The organism is Aminobacter sp. Piv2-1 (genome assembly GCF_037625995.1).
GTDB lineage: Bacteria > Pseudomonadota > Alphaproteobacteria > Rhizobiales > Rhizobiaceae > Aminobacter.
This window is the reverse complement of sequence record NZ_JARKMU010000011.1, coordinates 12,520-28,812: the sequence shown is the minus strand read 5'-3', so window position 1 is coordinate 28,812 and position 16,293 is coordinate 12,520. Positions and strand designations below refer to the sequence as shown.

The 16,293-nt window shown below is 65.0% G+C and carries 17 protein-coding genes and 1 pseudogene; 2 read left to right on the top strand and 16 right to left on the bottom strand.

The window, feature by feature from the left end; all coding sequences use genetic code 11:
* Positions 1 to 3: 3 nt before the first annotated feature.
* From tgt to coaD, 6 genes are read right to left on the bottom strand one after another with little or no spacing between them, the layout of a single operon-like run.
* Positions 4 to 1,140, bottom strand: coding sequence for a tRNA guanosine(34) transglycosylase Tgt (gene tgt / locus AmiPiv_RS19300; RefSeq protein WP_340039937.1), 1,137 nt, complete (start codon positions 1,138 to 1,140; stop codon positions 4 to 6).
* Positions 1,137 to 2,213 (bottom strand): tRNA preQ1(34) S-adenosylmethionine ribosyltransferase-isomerase QueA, encoded by a 1,077-nt coding sequence (queA, locus tag AmiPiv_RS19295; protein WP_340039934.1) that lies wholly within the window; start codon positions 2,211 to 2,213, stop codon positions 1,137 to 1,139. Before queA ends, tgt begins: the two co-directional genes overlap by 4 nt.
* Positions 2,213 to 2,662 carry a DMT family transporter gene (locus tag AmiPiv_RS19290; protein WP_340039932.1) on the bottom strand — a complete coding sequence of 150 codons (450 nt, stop codon included), beginning with the start codon at positions 2,660 to 2,662 and terminating at the stop codon, positions 2,213 to 2,215. The genes queA and AmiPiv_RS19290 overlap by 1 nt, the downstream gene beginning before the upstream one ends.
* 3 nt (positions 2,663 to 2,665) lie before the next feature.
* Entirely contained in the window at positions 2,666 to 3,181 is a 516-nt protein-coding gene (locus tag AmiPiv_RS19285; protein WP_340039930.1) for a peptidylprolyl isomerase, read from the bottom strand.
* 54 nt (positions 3,182 to 3,235) lie between these two features.
* A complete protein-coding gene (locus AmiPiv_RS19280; protein WP_340039928.1) occupies positions 3,236 to 3,823 on the bottom strand; it encodes a peptidylprolyl isomerase in 588 nt (195 codons plus the stop codon).
* A gap of 17 nt (positions 3,824 to 3,840) precedes the next feature.
* Complete coding sequence (gene coaD, locus AmiPiv_RS19275; protein ID WP_340039926.1) at positions 3,841 to 4,341, bottom strand: pantetheine-phosphate adenylyltransferase; 501 nt, start codon at positions 4,339 to 4,341, stop codon at positions 3,841 to 3,843.
* 207 nt (positions 4,342 to 4,548) lie between these two features.
* On the opposite strand from coaD, the gene AmiPiv_RS19270 reads away from it, so the two are divergent.
* Positions 4,549 to 4,701, top strand: coding sequence for a hypothetical protein (locus tag AmiPiv_RS19270; protein WP_340039924.1), 153 nt, complete (start codon positions 4,549 to 4,551; stop codon positions 4,699 to 4,701).
* A gap of 109 nt (positions 4,702 to 4,810) precedes the next feature.
* On the opposite strand, the gene gyrA is transcribed toward AmiPiv_RS19270, so the two are convergent.
* Positions 4,811 to 7,588 carry a DNA gyrase subunit A gene (gene gyrA / locus AmiPiv_RS19265; RefSeq protein ID WP_340039922.1) on the bottom strand — a complete coding sequence of 926 codons (2,778 nt, stop codon included), beginning with the start codon at positions 7,586 to 7,588 and terminating at the stop codon, positions 4,811 to 4,813.
* Between the two features lie 253 nt (positions 7,589 to 7,841).
* Here gyrA and AmiPiv_RS19260 point away from each other — a divergent pair, with 253 nt between their 5' ends.
* Positions 7,842 to 8,471 (top strand): MarC family protein, encoded by a 630-nt coding sequence (locus tag AmiPiv_RS19260; protein WP_340039920.1) that lies wholly within the window; start codon positions 7,842 to 7,844, stop codon positions 8,469 to 8,471.
* On the opposite strand, the gene AmiPiv_RS19255 is transcribed toward AmiPiv_RS19260, so the two are convergent.
* The 9 genes and pseudogenes from AmiPiv_RS19255 to rpsK all read right to left on the bottom strand — a co-directional run bounded on the left by AmiPiv_RS19255 (position 8,449) and on the right by rpsK (position 16,170).
* Complete coding sequence (locus AmiPiv_RS19255) at positions 8,449 to 8,895, bottom strand: YeeE/YedE family protein (RefSeq protein ID WP_340039918.1); 447 nt, start codon at positions 8,893 to 8,895, stop codon at positions 8,449 to 8,451. The two genes, AmiPiv_RS19260 and AmiPiv_RS19255, sit on opposite strands and share 23 nt — an antisense overlap.
* A gap of 2 nt (positions 8,896 to 8,897) precedes the next feature.
* Positions 8,898 to 9,326 carry a YeeE/YedE family protein gene (locus tag AmiPiv_RS19250; RefSeq protein ID WP_340039916.1) on the bottom strand — a complete coding sequence of 143 codons (429 nt, stop codon included), beginning with the start codon at positions 9,324 to 9,326 and terminating at the stop codon, positions 8,898 to 8,900.
* Position 9,327: 1 nt separating this feature from the next.
* A complete protein-coding gene (locus AmiPiv_RS19245) occupies positions 9,328 to 9,672 on the bottom strand; it encodes an ArsR/SmtB family transcription factor (RefSeq protein WP_340039914.1) in 345 nt (114 codons plus the stop codon).
* A 4-nt stretch (positions 9,673 to 9,676) separates the two neighbouring features.
* Positions 9,677 to 11,015, bottom strand: a pseudogene (gene blh / locus AmiPiv_RS19240) (bifunctional sulfur transferase/dioxygenase Blh).
* Positions 11,016 to 11,145: 130 nt separating this feature from the next.
* A complete protein-coding gene (locus AmiPiv_RS19235) occupies positions 11,146 to 12,447 on the bottom strand; it encodes a replication-associated recombination protein A (protein ID WP_340039912.1) in 1,302 nt (433 codons plus the stop codon).
* A 76-nt stretch (positions 12,448 to 12,523) separates the two neighbouring features.
* Positions 12,524 to 14,008: a DegQ family serine endoprotease gene (locus AmiPiv_RS19230; protein WP_340039910.1), complete on the bottom strand. Its 1,485-nt coding sequence runs from the start codon at positions 14,006 to 14,008 to the stop codon at positions 12,524 to 12,526.
* Positions 14,009 to 14,204: 196 nt separating this feature from the next.
* A complete protein-coding gene (gene rplQ, locus AmiPiv_RS19225; protein ID WP_340039908.1) occupies positions 14,205 to 14,633 on the bottom strand; it encodes a 50S ribosomal protein L17 in 429 nt (142 codons plus the stop codon).
* A 39-nt stretch (positions 14,634 to 14,672) separates the two neighbouring features.
* Positions 14,673 to 15,683 carry a DNA-directed RNA polymerase subunit alpha gene (locus AmiPiv_RS19220; RefSeq protein ID WP_340039905.1) on the bottom strand — a complete coding sequence of 337 codons (1,011 nt, stop codon included), beginning with the start codon at positions 15,681 to 15,683 and terminating at the stop codon, positions 14,673 to 14,675.
* Positions 15,684 to 15,780: 97 nt separating this feature from the next.
* Positions 15,781 to 16,170, bottom strand: a complete 390-nt coding sequence (gene rpsK, locus AmiPiv_RS19215) for a 30S ribosomal protein S11 (RefSeq protein WP_340039903.1) — start codon at positions 16,168 to 16,170, stop codon at positions 15,781 to 15,783.
* Positions 16,171 to 16,293 lie beyond the last annotated feature (123 nt).

Here is a 16,293-nt window from a genome sequence, read left to right as displayed (position 1 = left end):
GCCTCAGCCCTGATGGAGCGGAATGTCGCCCTGCGCCCAGCCTTCGCTGATCTCGGCCGTCCGGTCGGCGAAGCGTCCCGCCTCGATCGCGGCGCGGATCTCGCTCATCAGGTGCTGGTAGTAGGACAGGTTGTTCCAGGTCAGCAGCATCGCGCCCAGCGCCTCGCCCGACCGCACCAGATGGTGCAGATAGGCGCGGCTGTAGTCGCGCGCCGCCGGGCAATCGCTCTCTTCGTCCAGCGGCCGCGGGTCGTCGGCATGGCGGGCGTTGCGCAGGTTCACCTTGCCGCGCCTCGTATAGGCAAGACCGTGGCGGCCGGCGCGCGTCGGCATCACGCAGTCGAACATGTCGATGCCGCGCGCCACCGACTTGATGATGTCGTCGGGCGTGCCCACGCCCATCAGGTAGCGCGGTTTTTCGTGGGGCAGCTCCGGGCAGGTGATGTCGAGCATGTCGAGCATCACTTCCTGCGGTTCGCCGACGGCGAGGCCGCCGACCGCATAGCCCTTGAGGTCGAGCGCCTTCAGCGCCTGCGCCGAGCGCACCCGCATGTCGGGGATGTCGCCGCCCTGCACGATGCCGAACATCGCCTTGCCCGGCTGGTCGCCGAAGGCCTTCTTGCAACGCTCGGCCCAGCGCAGCGACAGCTCCATGGCGCGCTGGATCTCCTTGGGCGTCGACGGCAGCGCCGTGCATTCGTCGAGCTGCATCTGGATGTCGGAATCGAGCAGGCCCTGGATCTCGATCGAACGCTCCGGCGACATCTCGTAGGGCGCACCGTCGATATGGGAGCGGAAGGTCACGCCCTTCTCGCTGATCTTGCGCAGCTTCGACAGCGACATCACCTGGAAGCCGCCGGAATCGGTCAGGATCGGGTGCGGCCAGCGGGCGAATTCATGCAGGCCGCCGAGCTTGGCCACCCGCTCGGCGCCGGGGCGCAGCATCAGGTGATAGGTGTTGCCCAGGATGATGTCGGCGCCGACGCCGCGCACCTGGTCCATGTACATCGCCTTCACCGTGCCGCCGGTGCCGACAGGCATGAAGGCCGGAGTGCGGATCGTGCCGCGCGGCATGGTGATCTCGCCGCGCCGCGCCTTGCCGTCGGTCGCGAGCAGCTTGAAGGTGAACTCTGAACTCATCGGTCGTCCCTGAACAGCAGGCTGGCGTCGCCGTAGGAATAGAAGCGGTAGCCGCTCGAAATGGCGTGCGCATAGACCTCGCGCATGCGCTCGAGCCCCGCGAAGGCCGAAACCAGCATGAACAGCGTCGAGCGCGGCAGATGGAAATTGGTCATCAACGCGTCGACGAACCTGAAGCGGTAGCCGGGCGTGATGAAGATGTCAGTAGGCCCGGACCACGCCGCCAGCGTGCCATCGGCGCGCGCCGCACTTTCCATCAGCCGCAGCGAGGTCGTGCCCACGGCAACCACCTTGTTGCCGCGCGCCCGCGCGGCATTCAGCGCGGCTGCGGTCTCCGCCGACACGTGGCCGATCTCGGCGTGCATCTTGTGGTCGGCGGTGTCGTCCGCCTTCACCGGCAGGAAGGTGCCGGCGCCGACATGCAGCGTCACGAACTGCCTTTCCACCCCGCGCGCCTCGAGCGCTGCAAACAGCTCCGGCGTGAAATGCAGGCCTGCCGTAGGGGCCGCGACCGCGCCCTCCTCCCGCGCATAGACGGTCTGGTAGTCCTTGCGGTCGCGCTCGTCGTCGCCGCGTTTAGAGGCGATGTAGGGCGGGAGCGGAATGTGGCCAACGGCGTGCAGCGCCTCGTCCAGCGCCGGACCGGACAGGTCGAAGACCAGCAACGCCTCGCCACCCTCGCCTTTCTCCACCACGGTCGCGTCGAGCTGGCCCAGCATGCAGGCCTCGGCGTCGTGGCCGAACTGGATACGGTCGCCGACGGCCACACGCTTGCCGGGCCGCATGAAGGCGAGCCAGCGATCGGGCGCGGTGCGCATGTGCAGGGTCGCCTCGACATGGGCGACAGCCTCGCCGCGCACGCGAACCCCCTTCAGCTGCGCCGGAATGACGCGTGTATCGTTCAGCACCAGGACGTCGCCCGGTTCGAGCAGCGACGGCAGGTCGCGCACCGAAAGGTCGGCCAAAGCTTCGCCCGGCTGCACGAACAAAAGCCGCGCCGTGTCGCGCGGTTCGGCGGGCCTGAGCGCGATCCGCTCTTCCGGCAGCTCGAAATCGAAAAGGTCTACACGCATCAGTAGATACGGATCATCAGCGCGCCGGCGAGCAGCAGCATGGCGCCGACGATGCGGCCCGTGGAGAGCTCGCGCACGGCGACGCCGAAAACTCCGGCCTTGTCCACCAGCATGCCGGCGAGAAGCTGGCCCGCGACCAGGAAGGCCATCAGGGCGGCTGCGCCGATGCGAGGGGTCAGAAGCACGGTCGAGGTGACATAGACGGCGCCCAGTGCGCCGCCGGCCACGAACAGCCAAGGTGCGGGCGCCTTCCAGTCGATGACCAGACCCTGCGAACGCGTGGTGAAATAGGTGACCAGCCCGAGTACGATCGCACCCGAGAGGAAGGAAATCGCAGCTGCCGCGACAGGCACACCGAGCCCGCGCGCCAGCTGCGCATTTATGGGAGCCTGAATGGCGACGAAGGCGCCCGCCAGAACGCCGAGAAGCGACCAGAGAGCGCCTGCCACCTGTTACTCCTTGACGTCCGCGGCGACCTTCATCGACACGATCTTGTCGGGGTCGACCACCGGCTCGCCGCGCTTGATCTTGTCGACGTTGTCCATGCCCTCGATGACCTGGCCCCACACCGTGTACTGGCGGTTGAGGAAGCCCGCGTCCTCGAAGCAGATGAAGAACTGCGAGTTGGCGGAGTTCGGGTTCTGGGCGCGGGCCATCGAGCAGGTGCCGCGGGCGTGGTTCATGTTGGAGAACTCGGCCTTCAGGTCCGGCTTGTCCGAACCGCCCATGCCGGCACGGCTGGGGTTGAAGTCCTTGCCGCCCGACTTGCCGAACTTGACGTCGCCGGTCTGGGCCATGAAGCCGTCGATGACGCGGTGGAAGACGACGCCGTCATAGGCGCCTTCGCGAGCCAGTTCCTTGATGCGGGCGACGTGGCCGGGGGCCAGGTCGGGGAGCAATTCGATGACCACCTTGCCCTTGGTGGTTTCCATGATCAGCGCGTTCTCGCGATCCTTGATCTCGGCCATGACTGAATTCCTTCTCTGTTACAGATTACTTGCCGTCCGCAGCGATGCGGACCTTTACTTGCCGTCCGCAGCGATGCGGACCTTGATCATGCGGTCGGGGTCGGTGACGACGCCGTTCTCGGCTGCATCGCCCTTCTTGATCTTGTCGACCAGTTCCATGCCGCTCTCGACGTCACCGACGATGGTGTACTGGCCGTCGAGCGAGGAAGCGGTGTCGAACATGATGAAGAACTGCGAATTGGCCGAATTCGGATCCTGGGCACGCGCCATGCCGACGACGCCGCGCTTGAAGTTCTCCTTGGAGAACTCGGCCGGCAGGTCGGGCAGCTTCGAACCGCCGGTGCCGGCGCGCGCGGCGCTGTAGCCGTCCTTCATGTCGCCGAATTCGACGTCGCCGGTCTGGGCCATGAAGCCTTCGATGACGCGATGGAAGGCGACGTTGTCATATTCGCCGTCGCGCACCAGCTTCTTGATCTGTTCGACATGCTTGGGCGCGAGGTCGGGACGGAGTTCTACCGTCACATCGCCGTCCTTGAGCGTGATGACCATGGTGTTCTCGGGATCGGCGGCAAAGGCCGAAGCCGAACCGGCGAAGAGGCCGGCAAGGACGACGAAAGACGAGGCAAGCTTCCTGAGCTGCATTGATCGGTACTCCAGGATTATTTCGCGAATTTGGCGTTGAGGGCCTTGGCAACCGCCGCAGGCACAAACGGGCGGATGTCGCCGCCCATCGAGGCAATCTGGCGGACAAGTGTGGCGGTAATCGTGCGGACGGATGGGCTCGCCGGCAGGAAAACCGTCTGCAGTTCCGGCGCCATGGTCTCGTTCATGCCGGCCATCTGCATCTCGTAGTCGAGGTCGGTGCCGTCGCGCAGGCCGCGGATCATGATCGAGGCGCCCTCTCGGCGGGCGGCGTCGATGACCAGCCCGTCGAAGGCAACGACCTTGATGCGACCGCCATCCTTGCCGAACTCCGACTTGGCCGCATCCTCGATCAGCGCCACGCGCTCCTCGAAGGAGAACAGCGGCTTCTTGCCGGGATGAATCCCGATGGCCGCGTAGACGACGTCGGCGACCGCCAGCGACGCCTTGAGCACGTCGAGATGGCCGTTGGTGAGGGGGTCGAAGGACCCGGCGTAGATGGCGATGCGATCGGTCATGCGCCTGCTTCTAGAACATCGGCGGTCAAGGTGGAAGCGGGCACCAGCCCGAACTTGGCCATCCGGCGCTTCCCGCATGGTTTACAAGATGAACGCAGGATGAATGGAAGTCTCAGGTTTCGTTCAAGGGGATGTGAATAAACCATCTCTATAGTCGATGAAACCAAACAGCGCGTCGCCCGTTATTTCAGGCAGGAGAACAGCGCCATGATGATCTACATGCTCGCCGCGGCCATGACACTGGCCATGCTCATCGCCACCGCCTTCGCCCTCCACCAGGAGGCGCACCGGATGCGAACCAAGGTTCAGACCGCTCGTGTCCGGCTTCCGGGGTGGCGCGATCCGCGGCTACCGCGCTGATCCGCCCAGACCACTGCTTCTCTGCCCCTCCAGGCAAAAGCGGCGCTCACGCGCCGCTTTTTCTTTAACCCGACGGCGTAAGCCGCTGATACGTCAGCGGCCTTGCGGTTCAGCCTTCCTCGCTCACCGGAGCTTCGTCGCCCGGCGCCTCGTCGGCATCATCCTCGCCCTGCGGCTCGGAAATGCGCTCGACCGAAACCACCTTCTCGCCTTCGGCGGTGTTGAAGATGGTCACGCCCTTGGTGGCGCGGCTGGCGAAACGGATGCCGTCGACCGGCACGCGGATGACCTGTCCGCCGTCGGAAACCAGCATGATCTGGTCGTCGTTGCCGACCGGGAACGTCGCCACCAGCTTGCCGATCTCGGCCGTCTTTGACACGTCGGTGGCGCGGATGCCCTTGCCGCCGCGATTGGTCAGGCGGAAATCGTAGGACGACGAGCGCTTGCCGTAGCCATAGTCGGTGACCGTCAGCACGAACTGTTCGTGCTGGGTCAGGAACTGGTAGCGCTCTTCGGAGATGTCGGCTTCCTCGCCGACCTCCTCGTTGGTCAGCGCGATGTCCTCGTCTTCGCCGGCGGCAGCACCAGCGGCGAGCCGCCGCTCGGCAACCGAGCGCTTGAGGTAGGCCGCACGCTCGGCCGGGCTCGCCTCGACATGCTCGATGATCGCCATCGAGATGACGCGGTCGCCATCGGCCATGCTGATGCCGCGCACGCCGACCGAGTTGCGGCTCTGGAACACGCGCACGTCGTCGACGCGGAAGCGTATGCACTGGCCGGAATCGGCGGTCAGAAGCACGTCGTCATTGTCGGTGCAGGTCTCGACGCCGAGGATCTCGTCGCCTTCCTCCTCCAGCTTCATGGCGATCTTGCCGTTGCGATTGACCTGGACGAAGTCGCTGAGCTTGTTGCGGCGCACGGTGCCGCGCGTGGTGGCGAACATCACGTCGAGTTCGCCCCAGCTCGTCTCGTCCTCGGGCAACGGCATGATGGTGGTGATGCGCTCGCCCTGCTGGAGCGGCAGCATGTTGATCAGCGCCTTGCCGCGCGACTGCGGATTGCCGATCGGCAGCCGCCAGACCTTTTCCTTGTAGACGATGCCGCGCGACGAGAAGAACAGCACCGGCGTGTGCGTGTTGGCCACGAACAGGCGGGTGACGAAATCCTCGTCCTTGGTCGACATGCCCGAGCGGCCCTTGCCGCCGCGGCGCTGCGCCCGGTAGAGCGACAGCGGCACGCGCTTGATGTAGCCGGAATGGCTGACGGTCACGACCATGTCCTCGCGCGGGATCAAGTCTTCGTCTTCCATGTCCGAGCCGGCGTCGGTGATCTCGGTGCGACGAGGAACGCCGAACTCGTCGCGCACGGCGGTCAGCTCTTCCCTGACGATCTGCTGGATGCGCGCCCGCGACGACAGGATGGCGAGGTAGTCGGTGATCTCGGCGCCGATCTTGTTGAGTTCGTCGGCGATTTCGTCCCGGCCCAGTGCCGTCAAACGCTGCAGGCGCAGCTCGAGAATGGCGCGGGCCTGCTCTTCCGAAAGGTTGTAGGTGCCGTCGTCGTTGATGCGGTGGCGCGGATCGTCGATCAGGCGGATCAGCGACTCGACGTCGGATGCCGGCCAGCGCCGCGTCATCAGCTGGTCGCGCGCCGTCTGCGGATCGGGCGCGGTGCGGATGAGCTTGATGACCTCGTCGATGTTGGCGACCGCGATCGCCAGGCCGACCAAGACATGGGCGCGGTCGCGCACCTTCTTGAGCAGGAACTTGGTGCGCCGGCTGATCACCTCTTCGCGGAAGGCGACAAACGCCTTCAGCATGTCGATCAGCGTCAGCACTTCCGGCTTGCCGCCGTTGAGCGCCACCATGTTGGCGCCGAACGACGTCTGCAGCGGCGTGAATCGATAGAGCTGGTTGAGGATCACCTCGGCATTGGCATCGCGCTTGAGCTCGATGACAACGCGATAACCTTGGCGGTCCGACTCGTCGCGGATGTCGGAGATGCCCTCGATGCGCTTGTCGCGCACGAGTTCGGCCATCTTCTCGATCATCGAGGCCTTGTTCACCTGATAGGGAACTTCCGTGATGACGATCGCCTCGCGGTCGCCGCGGCTCTGCTCGATATTGACCTTGCCGCGCATGACGACCGAGCCGCGCCCGGTCGAATAGGCGTTGTAGATGCCCGAGCGGCCGAGGATCAGGCCGCCTGTGGGGAAATCGGGGCCCGGGATGATCTCCATCAGGTCGGGCAGGTCGATCCCTGGATTGTCCATCACGGCGATGGCGCCGTTGCAGACCTCGGTCAGGTTGTGCGGCGGGATGTTGGTCGCCATGCCGACGGCGATGCCGCCGGCACCGTTGACCAGCAGCGCCGGGAAGCGCGCCGGCAGGACGCGCGGCTCCTGGCCCGACGCGTCATAGGTGTCCTGGAAGTCGACCGTGTCCTTGTCGATGTCCTCGAGCAGCTCGTGCGCCACCTTGGTCAAACGCGCTTCGGTGTAGCGCATCGCCGCGGGCGGATCGCCGTCGATCGAGCCGAAATTGCCCTGACCGTCGATCAGCGGCACGCTCATCGACCAGTCCTGCGCCATGCGCACCAAGGCGTCGTAGATCGAGGCGTCGCCGTGCGGGTGATACTTACCCATCACGTCGGCGACCGGACGCGCCGACTTCACATACTTGCGGTTCCAGTGATAGCCGCTCTCGTGCGAGGCATAGAGGATGCGCCGGTGCACGGGCTTCATGCCGTCGCGCACGTCGGGCAGCGCGCGGCTCACGATCACGCTCATGGCGTAATCGAGGTAGGAGCGCTGCATCTCCTCGATGATGGAAATCGGCTCGATGCCGGAGGGACCTTCAGGTCCGCGCGGTGATTTCTGGTCGGTCAACTCGGATCACGCATGTTGGGAATCATTTACTCTTTATATAGGAACGGTGCGTGCTTGACCAACTTTGGGCGCGCTTTTCCAACACTGATTTAGTCCGCAATATCAATAGGATAGATCGTCAAGCCAAATACGCGGCAGTCTGTCGGCCGCACCCGGAAGCCAGATGCGCGGGGCATAACGCCAAGCAGGACGCGATTGCTCTGGCGCCGGCGCATGCCGCAGGTTAGCCTGCATTCGCCCCGGGGGGATGCCGATGCCGCAATTCGACAGCATTTTCAACGCTTTCGTCACCCTGCTCGTGACCATCGACCCACCGGGACTCGCCCCGCTTTTCCTGGCGGTGACGCGCGGCATGAACCGCGACGAGCGGCAGCAGGTATCGGTGCGTGCCAGCATCATGGGCTTCGCCGTGCTCGCCCTGTTCGCCGTCGCGGGTGCTGCCATCCTCACCGTGTTCGGCATCACCCTGCCCGCCTTCCGGGTGGCCGGCGGATTCCTGCTGTTCTTCATCGCCTTCGAGATGGTGTTCGAGCGCCGGCAGGACCGCAAGGAGAAGATCTCGGACGTGGCGATCACCAAGGACCACATCCACAACATCGCCGCCTTCCCGCTCGCCATCCCGCTGATCGCCGGCCCCGGCGCGATATCGGCCACCGTGCTTTTGTCGGGCTCGTTCGACGGCTGGGTGGGCCAGGTGACGCTGGTAGGCATCATCTTCATCTGCCTGGCCCTGACCTATATCGTCTTCGTGCTCGCCGAGCGCATCGACCGCTTCCTCGGCCAGACCGGCCGGTCGATCCTGACCCGCTTGCTCGGCGTGATCCTGGCAGCGCTCGCCGTCCAGTTCGTCGCCGACGGGATCAAGGCGCTGGTGGCGATGTGAAGACCGGCGAGAAGCGTCGGTCGACCGTCCAACGGGCAAGCCACATGCCGAGGAACATCATCGGCAGGAACGCATAGGTGCCGGCTGCTCCGAGCGCGGTCGCGGTCAGCGCCGGCCCGGGGCAGAACCCGCCAAGGCCCCAGCCGATGCCGAAGATGGCCGGCCCGACCAATATCCTCCGGTCGATGGCGTTGTTGGCGGGCAGATGGAACGCATCAGCCGCCACCGGCTTCGGCCGTCTGAAGACGAGGCGGTAGCCGATGAAGGTGGTGACCACGGCCCCGCCCATCACGAAGGCAAGCGAGGGATCCCAGGTGCCGAACAGATCGAGGAAGTTCAGAACCTTGGCCGGATCGGACATGCCCGACACGACAAGGCCGATGCCGAACAGGAGGCCGAGAACGAGATTGACGACAAAAGACATGCCTAGGCCCCCACCACGTGCCGGACGACGAAGACGGTGACGAATGCCGTCGCCATGAAGGTCAGCGTCGCCACCAACGAACGGACGGAAAGCCGCGACAGGCCGCAGACGCCGTGGCCGCTGGTGCAGCCGCTGCCGTAGACCGAACCGAAGCCGACGAGGAGCCCGGCCAAGGCCATCAGGGGCAGGTTGGCCGAAACCGTCTGGACCACCTGGCTGCCGGTCGCCGCCGCATAAACCAGAGGCGCCCCCACGAGGCCGAGCACAAAGGCCAGACGCGAAGGCAAGGCCTTGTCGCCATAGGGCGGCAACAGGCGGCCGGCGATGCCGGATATGCCGGCGATGCGCCCTTCCCACGCCATCAGGAGAACGGCGGAAAGACCGATGAGGATGCCACCCACGGTGGCGGCTATCGGAGTAAACTCGGTCATGTCATCGGCCTTCGATTGCGGCAACTTCCGCGCCCGGATCGCAGAACAGGCGGCAGAGCAAGGTCACGACCGCCCTCACCCGCTCGTCGGCGAGCCGGTAGAAGACGGACTTCGATTCCTTGCGGCCGATGATCAGCCCGGCATCGCGCAGTTCGGCGATCTGCTGGGAGAGCCCGGGCTGCCTGATGCCGAGGCTGTCTTCGAGTTCGCGCACCGAACGCTCGCCGTCGGCGAGAGCACAGGCGATCATCAGCCGGTTCGGGTTGGCGAGCTTCTTCAGGAATTCCGAAGCCTCGCCTGCCCGCTCGAGCAGATCCGATACCGGCACTTTCGGTTCCTGTTGCATGGTCCTAACCCCAGTTGGCACCCTCGAGCGCATCGAGCGGGAATTTCAGGTAGCGCCTGCCGTTGGCTTCCGGTTCGGGCAGACGCCCGCCGTTGATGTTGATCTGCAGGGCGTGGAGAATGAGCTTCGGCATCGGCAAGGTGCTGTCGCGCGCCTCGCGCACGGCGACGAAATCCGCTTCCGACGCGCATTTGGAGACGTGCGTGTTGCGCGCCTTCTGCTCGGCTACCGTGCTTTCCCATCGCGGCTCGCGCCCGCCCGGCTGATAGTCGTGGCCGGTGAACAGCCGGGTATCGCCGGGCAGCTCCAGGATCTGCTGGATGGATTGCCAGAGCCGCCTGGCGCTGCCGCCCGGAAAGTCGGCGCGCGCCGTTCCGCTGTCCGGCATGAACATCGTGTCGTGCACGAAGGCCGCGTCGCCGATCACATAGGTGATCGAGGCGAGCGTGTGTCCCGGCGAGAACAGCACTCGTGCTGGAATCCCGCCGATCGAGAACGTTTCGCCTTCGGCAAACAGCTTGTCCCACTGCGAACCGTCGTCGGCCAATTCCGGCCAGTTGTAGATGCCCTTCCAGAGCTTCTGGACGTCGACGACGCGCTCGCCGATCGCCGTAGGCGCGCCCGTCCTGGATTTCAGATAGCGGGCGGCCGAAAAGTGGTCGGCGTGCGGATGAGTGTCCAGAATCCACTCGACCGTCAGGCCACGCTCTTCGACGAAATCGAGGATGCGGTCGGCATTGGTGGTCGCCGTGGAACCAGACTTCTCGTCGAAATCGAGCACCGGATCGATGATCGCGCATTTCCTGGAGACCGGATCGGCAACGACATATTGCACCGAGAAGGTGCGCGGATCGAAGAAGGCGGTAACCTCGGGTTTCATGGGCATGTTCGGCCCCATCCCTTTGTCTTGAATTGGAAAATCGTCAGGAATTGTCGCGCAGCCAGTCCTTGGCGCCGGCCAGGTTGATGCCGAGTCGCGAACCCAACCCATCGAGGTCGCCCGTATCGAGGCGGCCATCGAGCACTTCGCCGATCGCCCAGAGCGACAGCGAGCGCGTCGCGGACTTGCAATGAGCGAGCACCGGCCCGCCGGCGTCGGCGACAGCAGCCTGGAAGGCGCGCACGGCTTCCAGCGAGTAGCGTCCCGGCGCCACCGGGATGTTGACGAACTCCATGCCCAACTGCCGTGCCCGGTCTGCCGCCTCGGACATGGTTGCCTGACCCGGCTCCTCGTTGGCCGGGCGGTTGTTGATGATCTTGCGAATGCCAGCCCCGCCGGCTGCCACCAAATCCGCGTCGGACGGCTGACCCGAGATCCAGAGCTTGTCGGTTACCTGCTTCATCATACATCCTCTTGAAATCGTCGACGGCGCTATCGCGTCAACGATGAGATACATATGATTGCATTTTCTTGCAATAATTTTTTTGCAATTAAATGTGAAGTGCCGAAAGGCACTCGAGCTGTCTGCGAGACTAGTCCTTGCGGTCGGCCCGCAGCTTCGCCCAGTAGTCGAGCCGCTTCTTCACGTCTCGTTCGAAGCCGCGCTCGTTGGGCACGTAGAATTCGCGACGATTGGGTCCGGCGAACTCGTCGGGCATGAATTCCTGGCCGGAGAAAGCGTCCGGATAGTCGTGATCGTAGCGATAGCCCTCGTGATAGCCGAGTTCCTTCATGAGCTTGGTCGGCGCATTCAGGATGTGCTTCGGCGGCGCCAGCGATCCCGTCTGCTGGGCCAGCGCAATGGCTTGGTTGAAGCCCATGTAGGACGCGTTCGATTTAGGCGCGGTCGCCACATAGGTGATCGCCTGGGCCATGAACAGCCGCCCCTCGGGCCAGCCGACGCGTTCGAACGCCGTCCAGGCGGTGACGACCTGCTGCAACGCCTGGGGATCGGCCATGCCGACGTCCTCGGAGGCGGCGCAGGCAAGGCGCCGGAAGATGGTGCCGGGATCTTCGCCGCCGACCACCATGCGTGCCGCCCAGTAGAGGGCTGCCTGCACGTCGCTGCCACGCAGGCTTTTGTGGAAGCAGCTCAGCAGGTTGTAGTGCTCTTCCTGGCCCTTATCATAGACGGGCGCGCGCTTCTGCACGGCCTCAGCCAACCCCGCCACGTCCAGCACGGTGCCGGAAGGGAGCGCGAACAGCTCTTCGCACAGCCCGATGAGATAGCGGCCGTCGCCGTCGGCCATGGTAAGCAAGGCGTCGCGGGCAGCCTCGTCGAGCGGCAGCTTCTTGCCGGTGTGCGCTTCAGCGCGCTCCGCGAGGATGACGAGATCCTCCTTCTCGAAGCGGCGGAGCGTGTAGACCTTGGCGCGCGACAGAAGTGCAGCAACCAGGCTGAAGCTCGGATTTTCCGTCGTAGCGCCGATCAGCACGATGGTGCCATCCTCGACGTGCGGCAGCAGCGCATCCTGGGTGGTACGGTTGAAGCGATGCAGTTCGTCCACGAACACGACCGTCTGCCGCCCTGCCCCGCCGCGGAGCTGGCGGGCGGCTTCGACCACCTTGCGCAGGTCGGCGACGCCGGAAAGCACGGCGGAAAGCTGCACGAAGTCGAGGCCGACTTCCTTGGCAACCAGCCGCGCGATCGTCGTCTTGCCGACGCCCGGCGGTCCCCAGAGGATGAAGGACGAAACCTTGCGCGACTTCACCATGCGTCCGACGGGACCGTCGGCGCCGAGCAGATGGTCCTGCCCGATGACCTCGGAAAGGCGCTGCGGACGAAGCGTCTCCGCCAGCGGTCGCGGTGCGGCGTCGTCGAAGAGGGAACTCACTGTGCCGCCCTCCCGATCTCGTGGCTACGGCCTGCCCAGGTGAATGTGCATGACATGATGCCGGATCATAGCACCGTCAGTAGCGCAGCATCTGCCGCATGACGCGGCCGTCGCGCTCGACGGTGAACCGCCACCAGCGCGAATCCTCCTCGGAGAGCTGCTTCAGCTGCTGCGCGGTGGCGATCTCTTCGCCATTGAGCTCGCGGACGATGTCGCCACGCCTGAAGCCGAAGCCTGCAGCGGGCGAGCCGCCGTCGACATCGACGATCACCACGCCCTTGGTACCGCTGGCCACGCGCAGCCGCTGTGCCAGACGCGGCGAAAGCTCCGCCACCTTGGCGCCTGCAAACGGGCTGCGCCCGCGCAGCAGCACTTCGTTGGCGCTGGTGCCCTCGGGAGCGCGTTCGAGCGCGACCTCGACCGCCTTTTCCTCTCCCTTGCTCAACACCTGCAGCGTCGCCTTGCCGCCGATCGGCTGCGTGGCCAGGCGGAAGTCGAGCGCCTCCATGTGCTCCACGGGCTTGCCGTTGAAGGCAAGCACCACGTCGCCGGGCTTGAGGCCGGCGCGCGCCGCCGGACCATTGTCGTCGACGGACGAGATCAGGGCCCCGGTCGGGTGGTCCATGCCGAGCGATTCGGCGATCTGCGGTGTCACGGGTTCGAAAGTCGCCCCGACGAAGGGCCGCTCGAAGAACTGCGCGCCGCTCTTGGCGGCGTCGGTGAAGGCCCGCACCATGTTGGACGGGATCGCAAAGCCGATGCCGATCGAACCGCCGCCGCGGCTGAAGATGGCGGTGTTGATGCCGACGAGCTGGCCGCCCATGTTGATGAGCGCGCCACCCGAATTGCCTGGATTGATGGCGGCATCGGTCTGGATGAAGAAGCTGGAATCAGCGACGCCGATATGGGTGCGCGCCAGCGCCGAGACGATGCCGCTGGTGGTCGTCTGCCCGACGCCGAACGGATTGCCGATGGCAAGCACGAGGTCGCCGACCTGCAGCGCATCGGAATCGCCTATGGGCACTGTGGGGAACGGCTTGTCGGAATCAATCTTCAGCACCGCGAGGTCGAGCGTCTCGTCCTTGAGCAGGATCTTGCTCGTGAACTCGCGGCCGTCCGACAGCGCCACCTTCACCTGGTCGGCGTCCTGTACCACGTGATTGTTGGTGACGACGATGCCGCTCGCATCGACCATGACGCCCGAGCCGAGCGACGAGCGCTGGCGCGGCGCGGCGCGACCGAAGAACTGCTCGAAGAACGGGTCACCTTCGAAGGGCGAGCGCACCTTAGCCTGCTGCGAGGCGTAGACGTTGACCACGGCCGCGGCGGTGTCCTTGACCAGCGGCGCGAAGGACAGCTGCATCTCCTCGCGGCCGAACGGCACCCGGCGGTCCGGCCCCGGCGTGGCGGAGCCGTCGCCCTTGCCGCCGCTCAACAGATCGGTCAGCACATCCGAGAGGCCCGGGTCCTCAGCCGGCTTGGCGGCCTCCTGGGCCGTGGCTGCCCCCGCGACCGCCATCCAGCCGCACAGCAGGAGCAGGGAAAGTCGTTTCGCGCGCATCGCGAATCCTCCAAAGCTTGTTGCCGCCATTGTTCCGACGATTGTGCAAAATGAAAGGCTGTCGGGGCCTCGAAATCGCTAATTTCCGCGCACTTGCCAATTGTTGCGGAAGGACTGCTGGAGGCAGAGCCGTCCTTCAAAAACAAAAGGGGCCACCAGGGCCCCTTCGGTCAGTTCGTATCAGGCAGTTGCCCGATCAAGCGGCTTCGGCTTCGTTGGCAGCTTCGGCCTCGAGGCGAACGCGATCGCCGGCGCCCTTGGCCGAGGTGTCGCGGTCGACGAACTCGATGACCGCGAGCGGCGCGTTGTCACCGTGACGGAAGCCTGCCTTCATGATGCGCAGGTAGCCGCCGTGACGCTGGGCGTAGCGCGGAGCGATCGTGTCGAACAGGCGCTTGACGACGTGTTCGTTGCCGATCTGGGCGATGACCTGACGGCGAGCGTGCAGGTCGCCGCGCTTGCCGAGGGTGATCAGCTTCTCGACGATCGGACGCAGGTCCTTCGCCTTCGGCAGGGTGGTGACGATCTGCTCATGCTCGAGCAGCGAAACGGCGAGGTTCGCAAACATCGCCTTGCGGTGGCTTGCACTGCGGCTGAACCGGCGGCCGGCAAATCCATGGCGCATGGTTCTTCTCCTTTGGGTCTGGTTCTAGAGGCCTGGGCCTCAGTATTGATCTTCGTAACGCTTGGCGAGGTCTTCGATGTTTTCCGGCGGCCAGTCCGGCACTTCCATGCCGAGGTGCAGCCCCATCGCGGCCAGGACTTCCTTGATCTCGTTGAGCGACTTGCGGCCGAAGTTCGGCGTACGCAGCATCTCGGCTTCCGTCTTCTGGATCAGGTCGCCGATGTAGACGATGTTGTCGTTCTTGAGGCAGTTGGCCGAACGGACCGAAAGCTCGAGCTCGTCGACCTTCTTGAGCAGCGCCGGGTTGAAGGCGAGCTCGGTGACGGCCTCGGCCGCGGTTTCCTTCTGCGGCTCCTCGAAGTTGACGAACAGCGCGAGCTGGTCCTGCAGGATGCGCGCGGCAAAGGCCACCGCGTCCTCGCCCGTGATCGAACCGTCGGTCTCGATGGTCATGGTCAGCTTGTCGTAGTCGAGAACCTGACCCTCGCGGGTGTTTTCGACCTTGTACGAAACCTTCTTGACCGGCGAGTACAGGCTGTCGACCGGGATGAGGCCGATCGGCGCGTCTTCGGCGCGGTTACGCTCGGCGGGCACGTAGCCCTTGCCGGTGTCGACCGTGAACTCCATGCGGATCTCGGCCCCCTCGTCGAGGGTGCAGATGACGTGATCCGGGTTCAGGATCTCGACGTCGCCGACGGTCTGGATGTCGCCAGCGAGCACGGCACCGGGGCCCTGCTTGCGAACGACCATGCGCTTCGGACCATCGCCTTCCATACGGATGGCGATTTCCTTGATGTTGAGCACGATGTCGGTGACGTCCTCACGCACGCCGCCGATCGAGGAGAACTCGTGCAGCACGCCGTCGATCTGGACGGCGGTAACGGCCGCGCCACGCAGCGACGACAGGAGCACGCGACGCAGCGCATTGCCCAGCGTCAGGCCGAAACCGCGCTCCAGCGGCTCCGCGACCAGCGTGGTCAGAGTCTTGTTCTTTGACGAGAACTCGATCTTGTTCGGCTTGATCAGTTCCTGCCAGTTTTTCTGGATCATATTCGCTTCCTTCCGATACCCCGCCACCATCCAATCGTGGCGAGCGACCTGGAAGCCGCAGACGAGCGCCTGGGCGCCGTGCGGCGGTGAAATGTGCTTAGACGCGACGCTTCTTGCGCGGGCGGCAGCCATTGTGCGGGATCGGCGTCACGTCGCGGATCGACGTGATGGTGAAACCCGCAGCCTGGAGCGCGCGCAGCGCCGACTCACGGCCGGAACCGGGTCCGCAAACCTCGACCTCGAGGGTGCGCATGCCGTGCTCCTGAGCCTTCTTGGCAGCATCCTCGGCAGCCATCTGGGCAGCGAACGGGGTCGACTTGCGCGAACCCTTGAAGCCCTGGGCACCGGCCGACGACCAGGCAATCGCGTTGCCCTGCGCGTCGGAGATGGTGATCATGGTGTTGTTGAAGGTCGAATTGACGTGAGCAACGCCCGACGAGATGTTCTTGCGTTCGCGACGACGAACGCGGCCGGCTTCCTTGGCCATGGTAGTCCTTTCAGTTGATCTCTTCACCGCCGTAACGCCAGCGGCTACACCAGCCTGCATTTAAGGTGCCAGGCCGAACACCCGCCCAAAAGGCGAAACCGGCGGGCCTAAACCCGCCGGGAA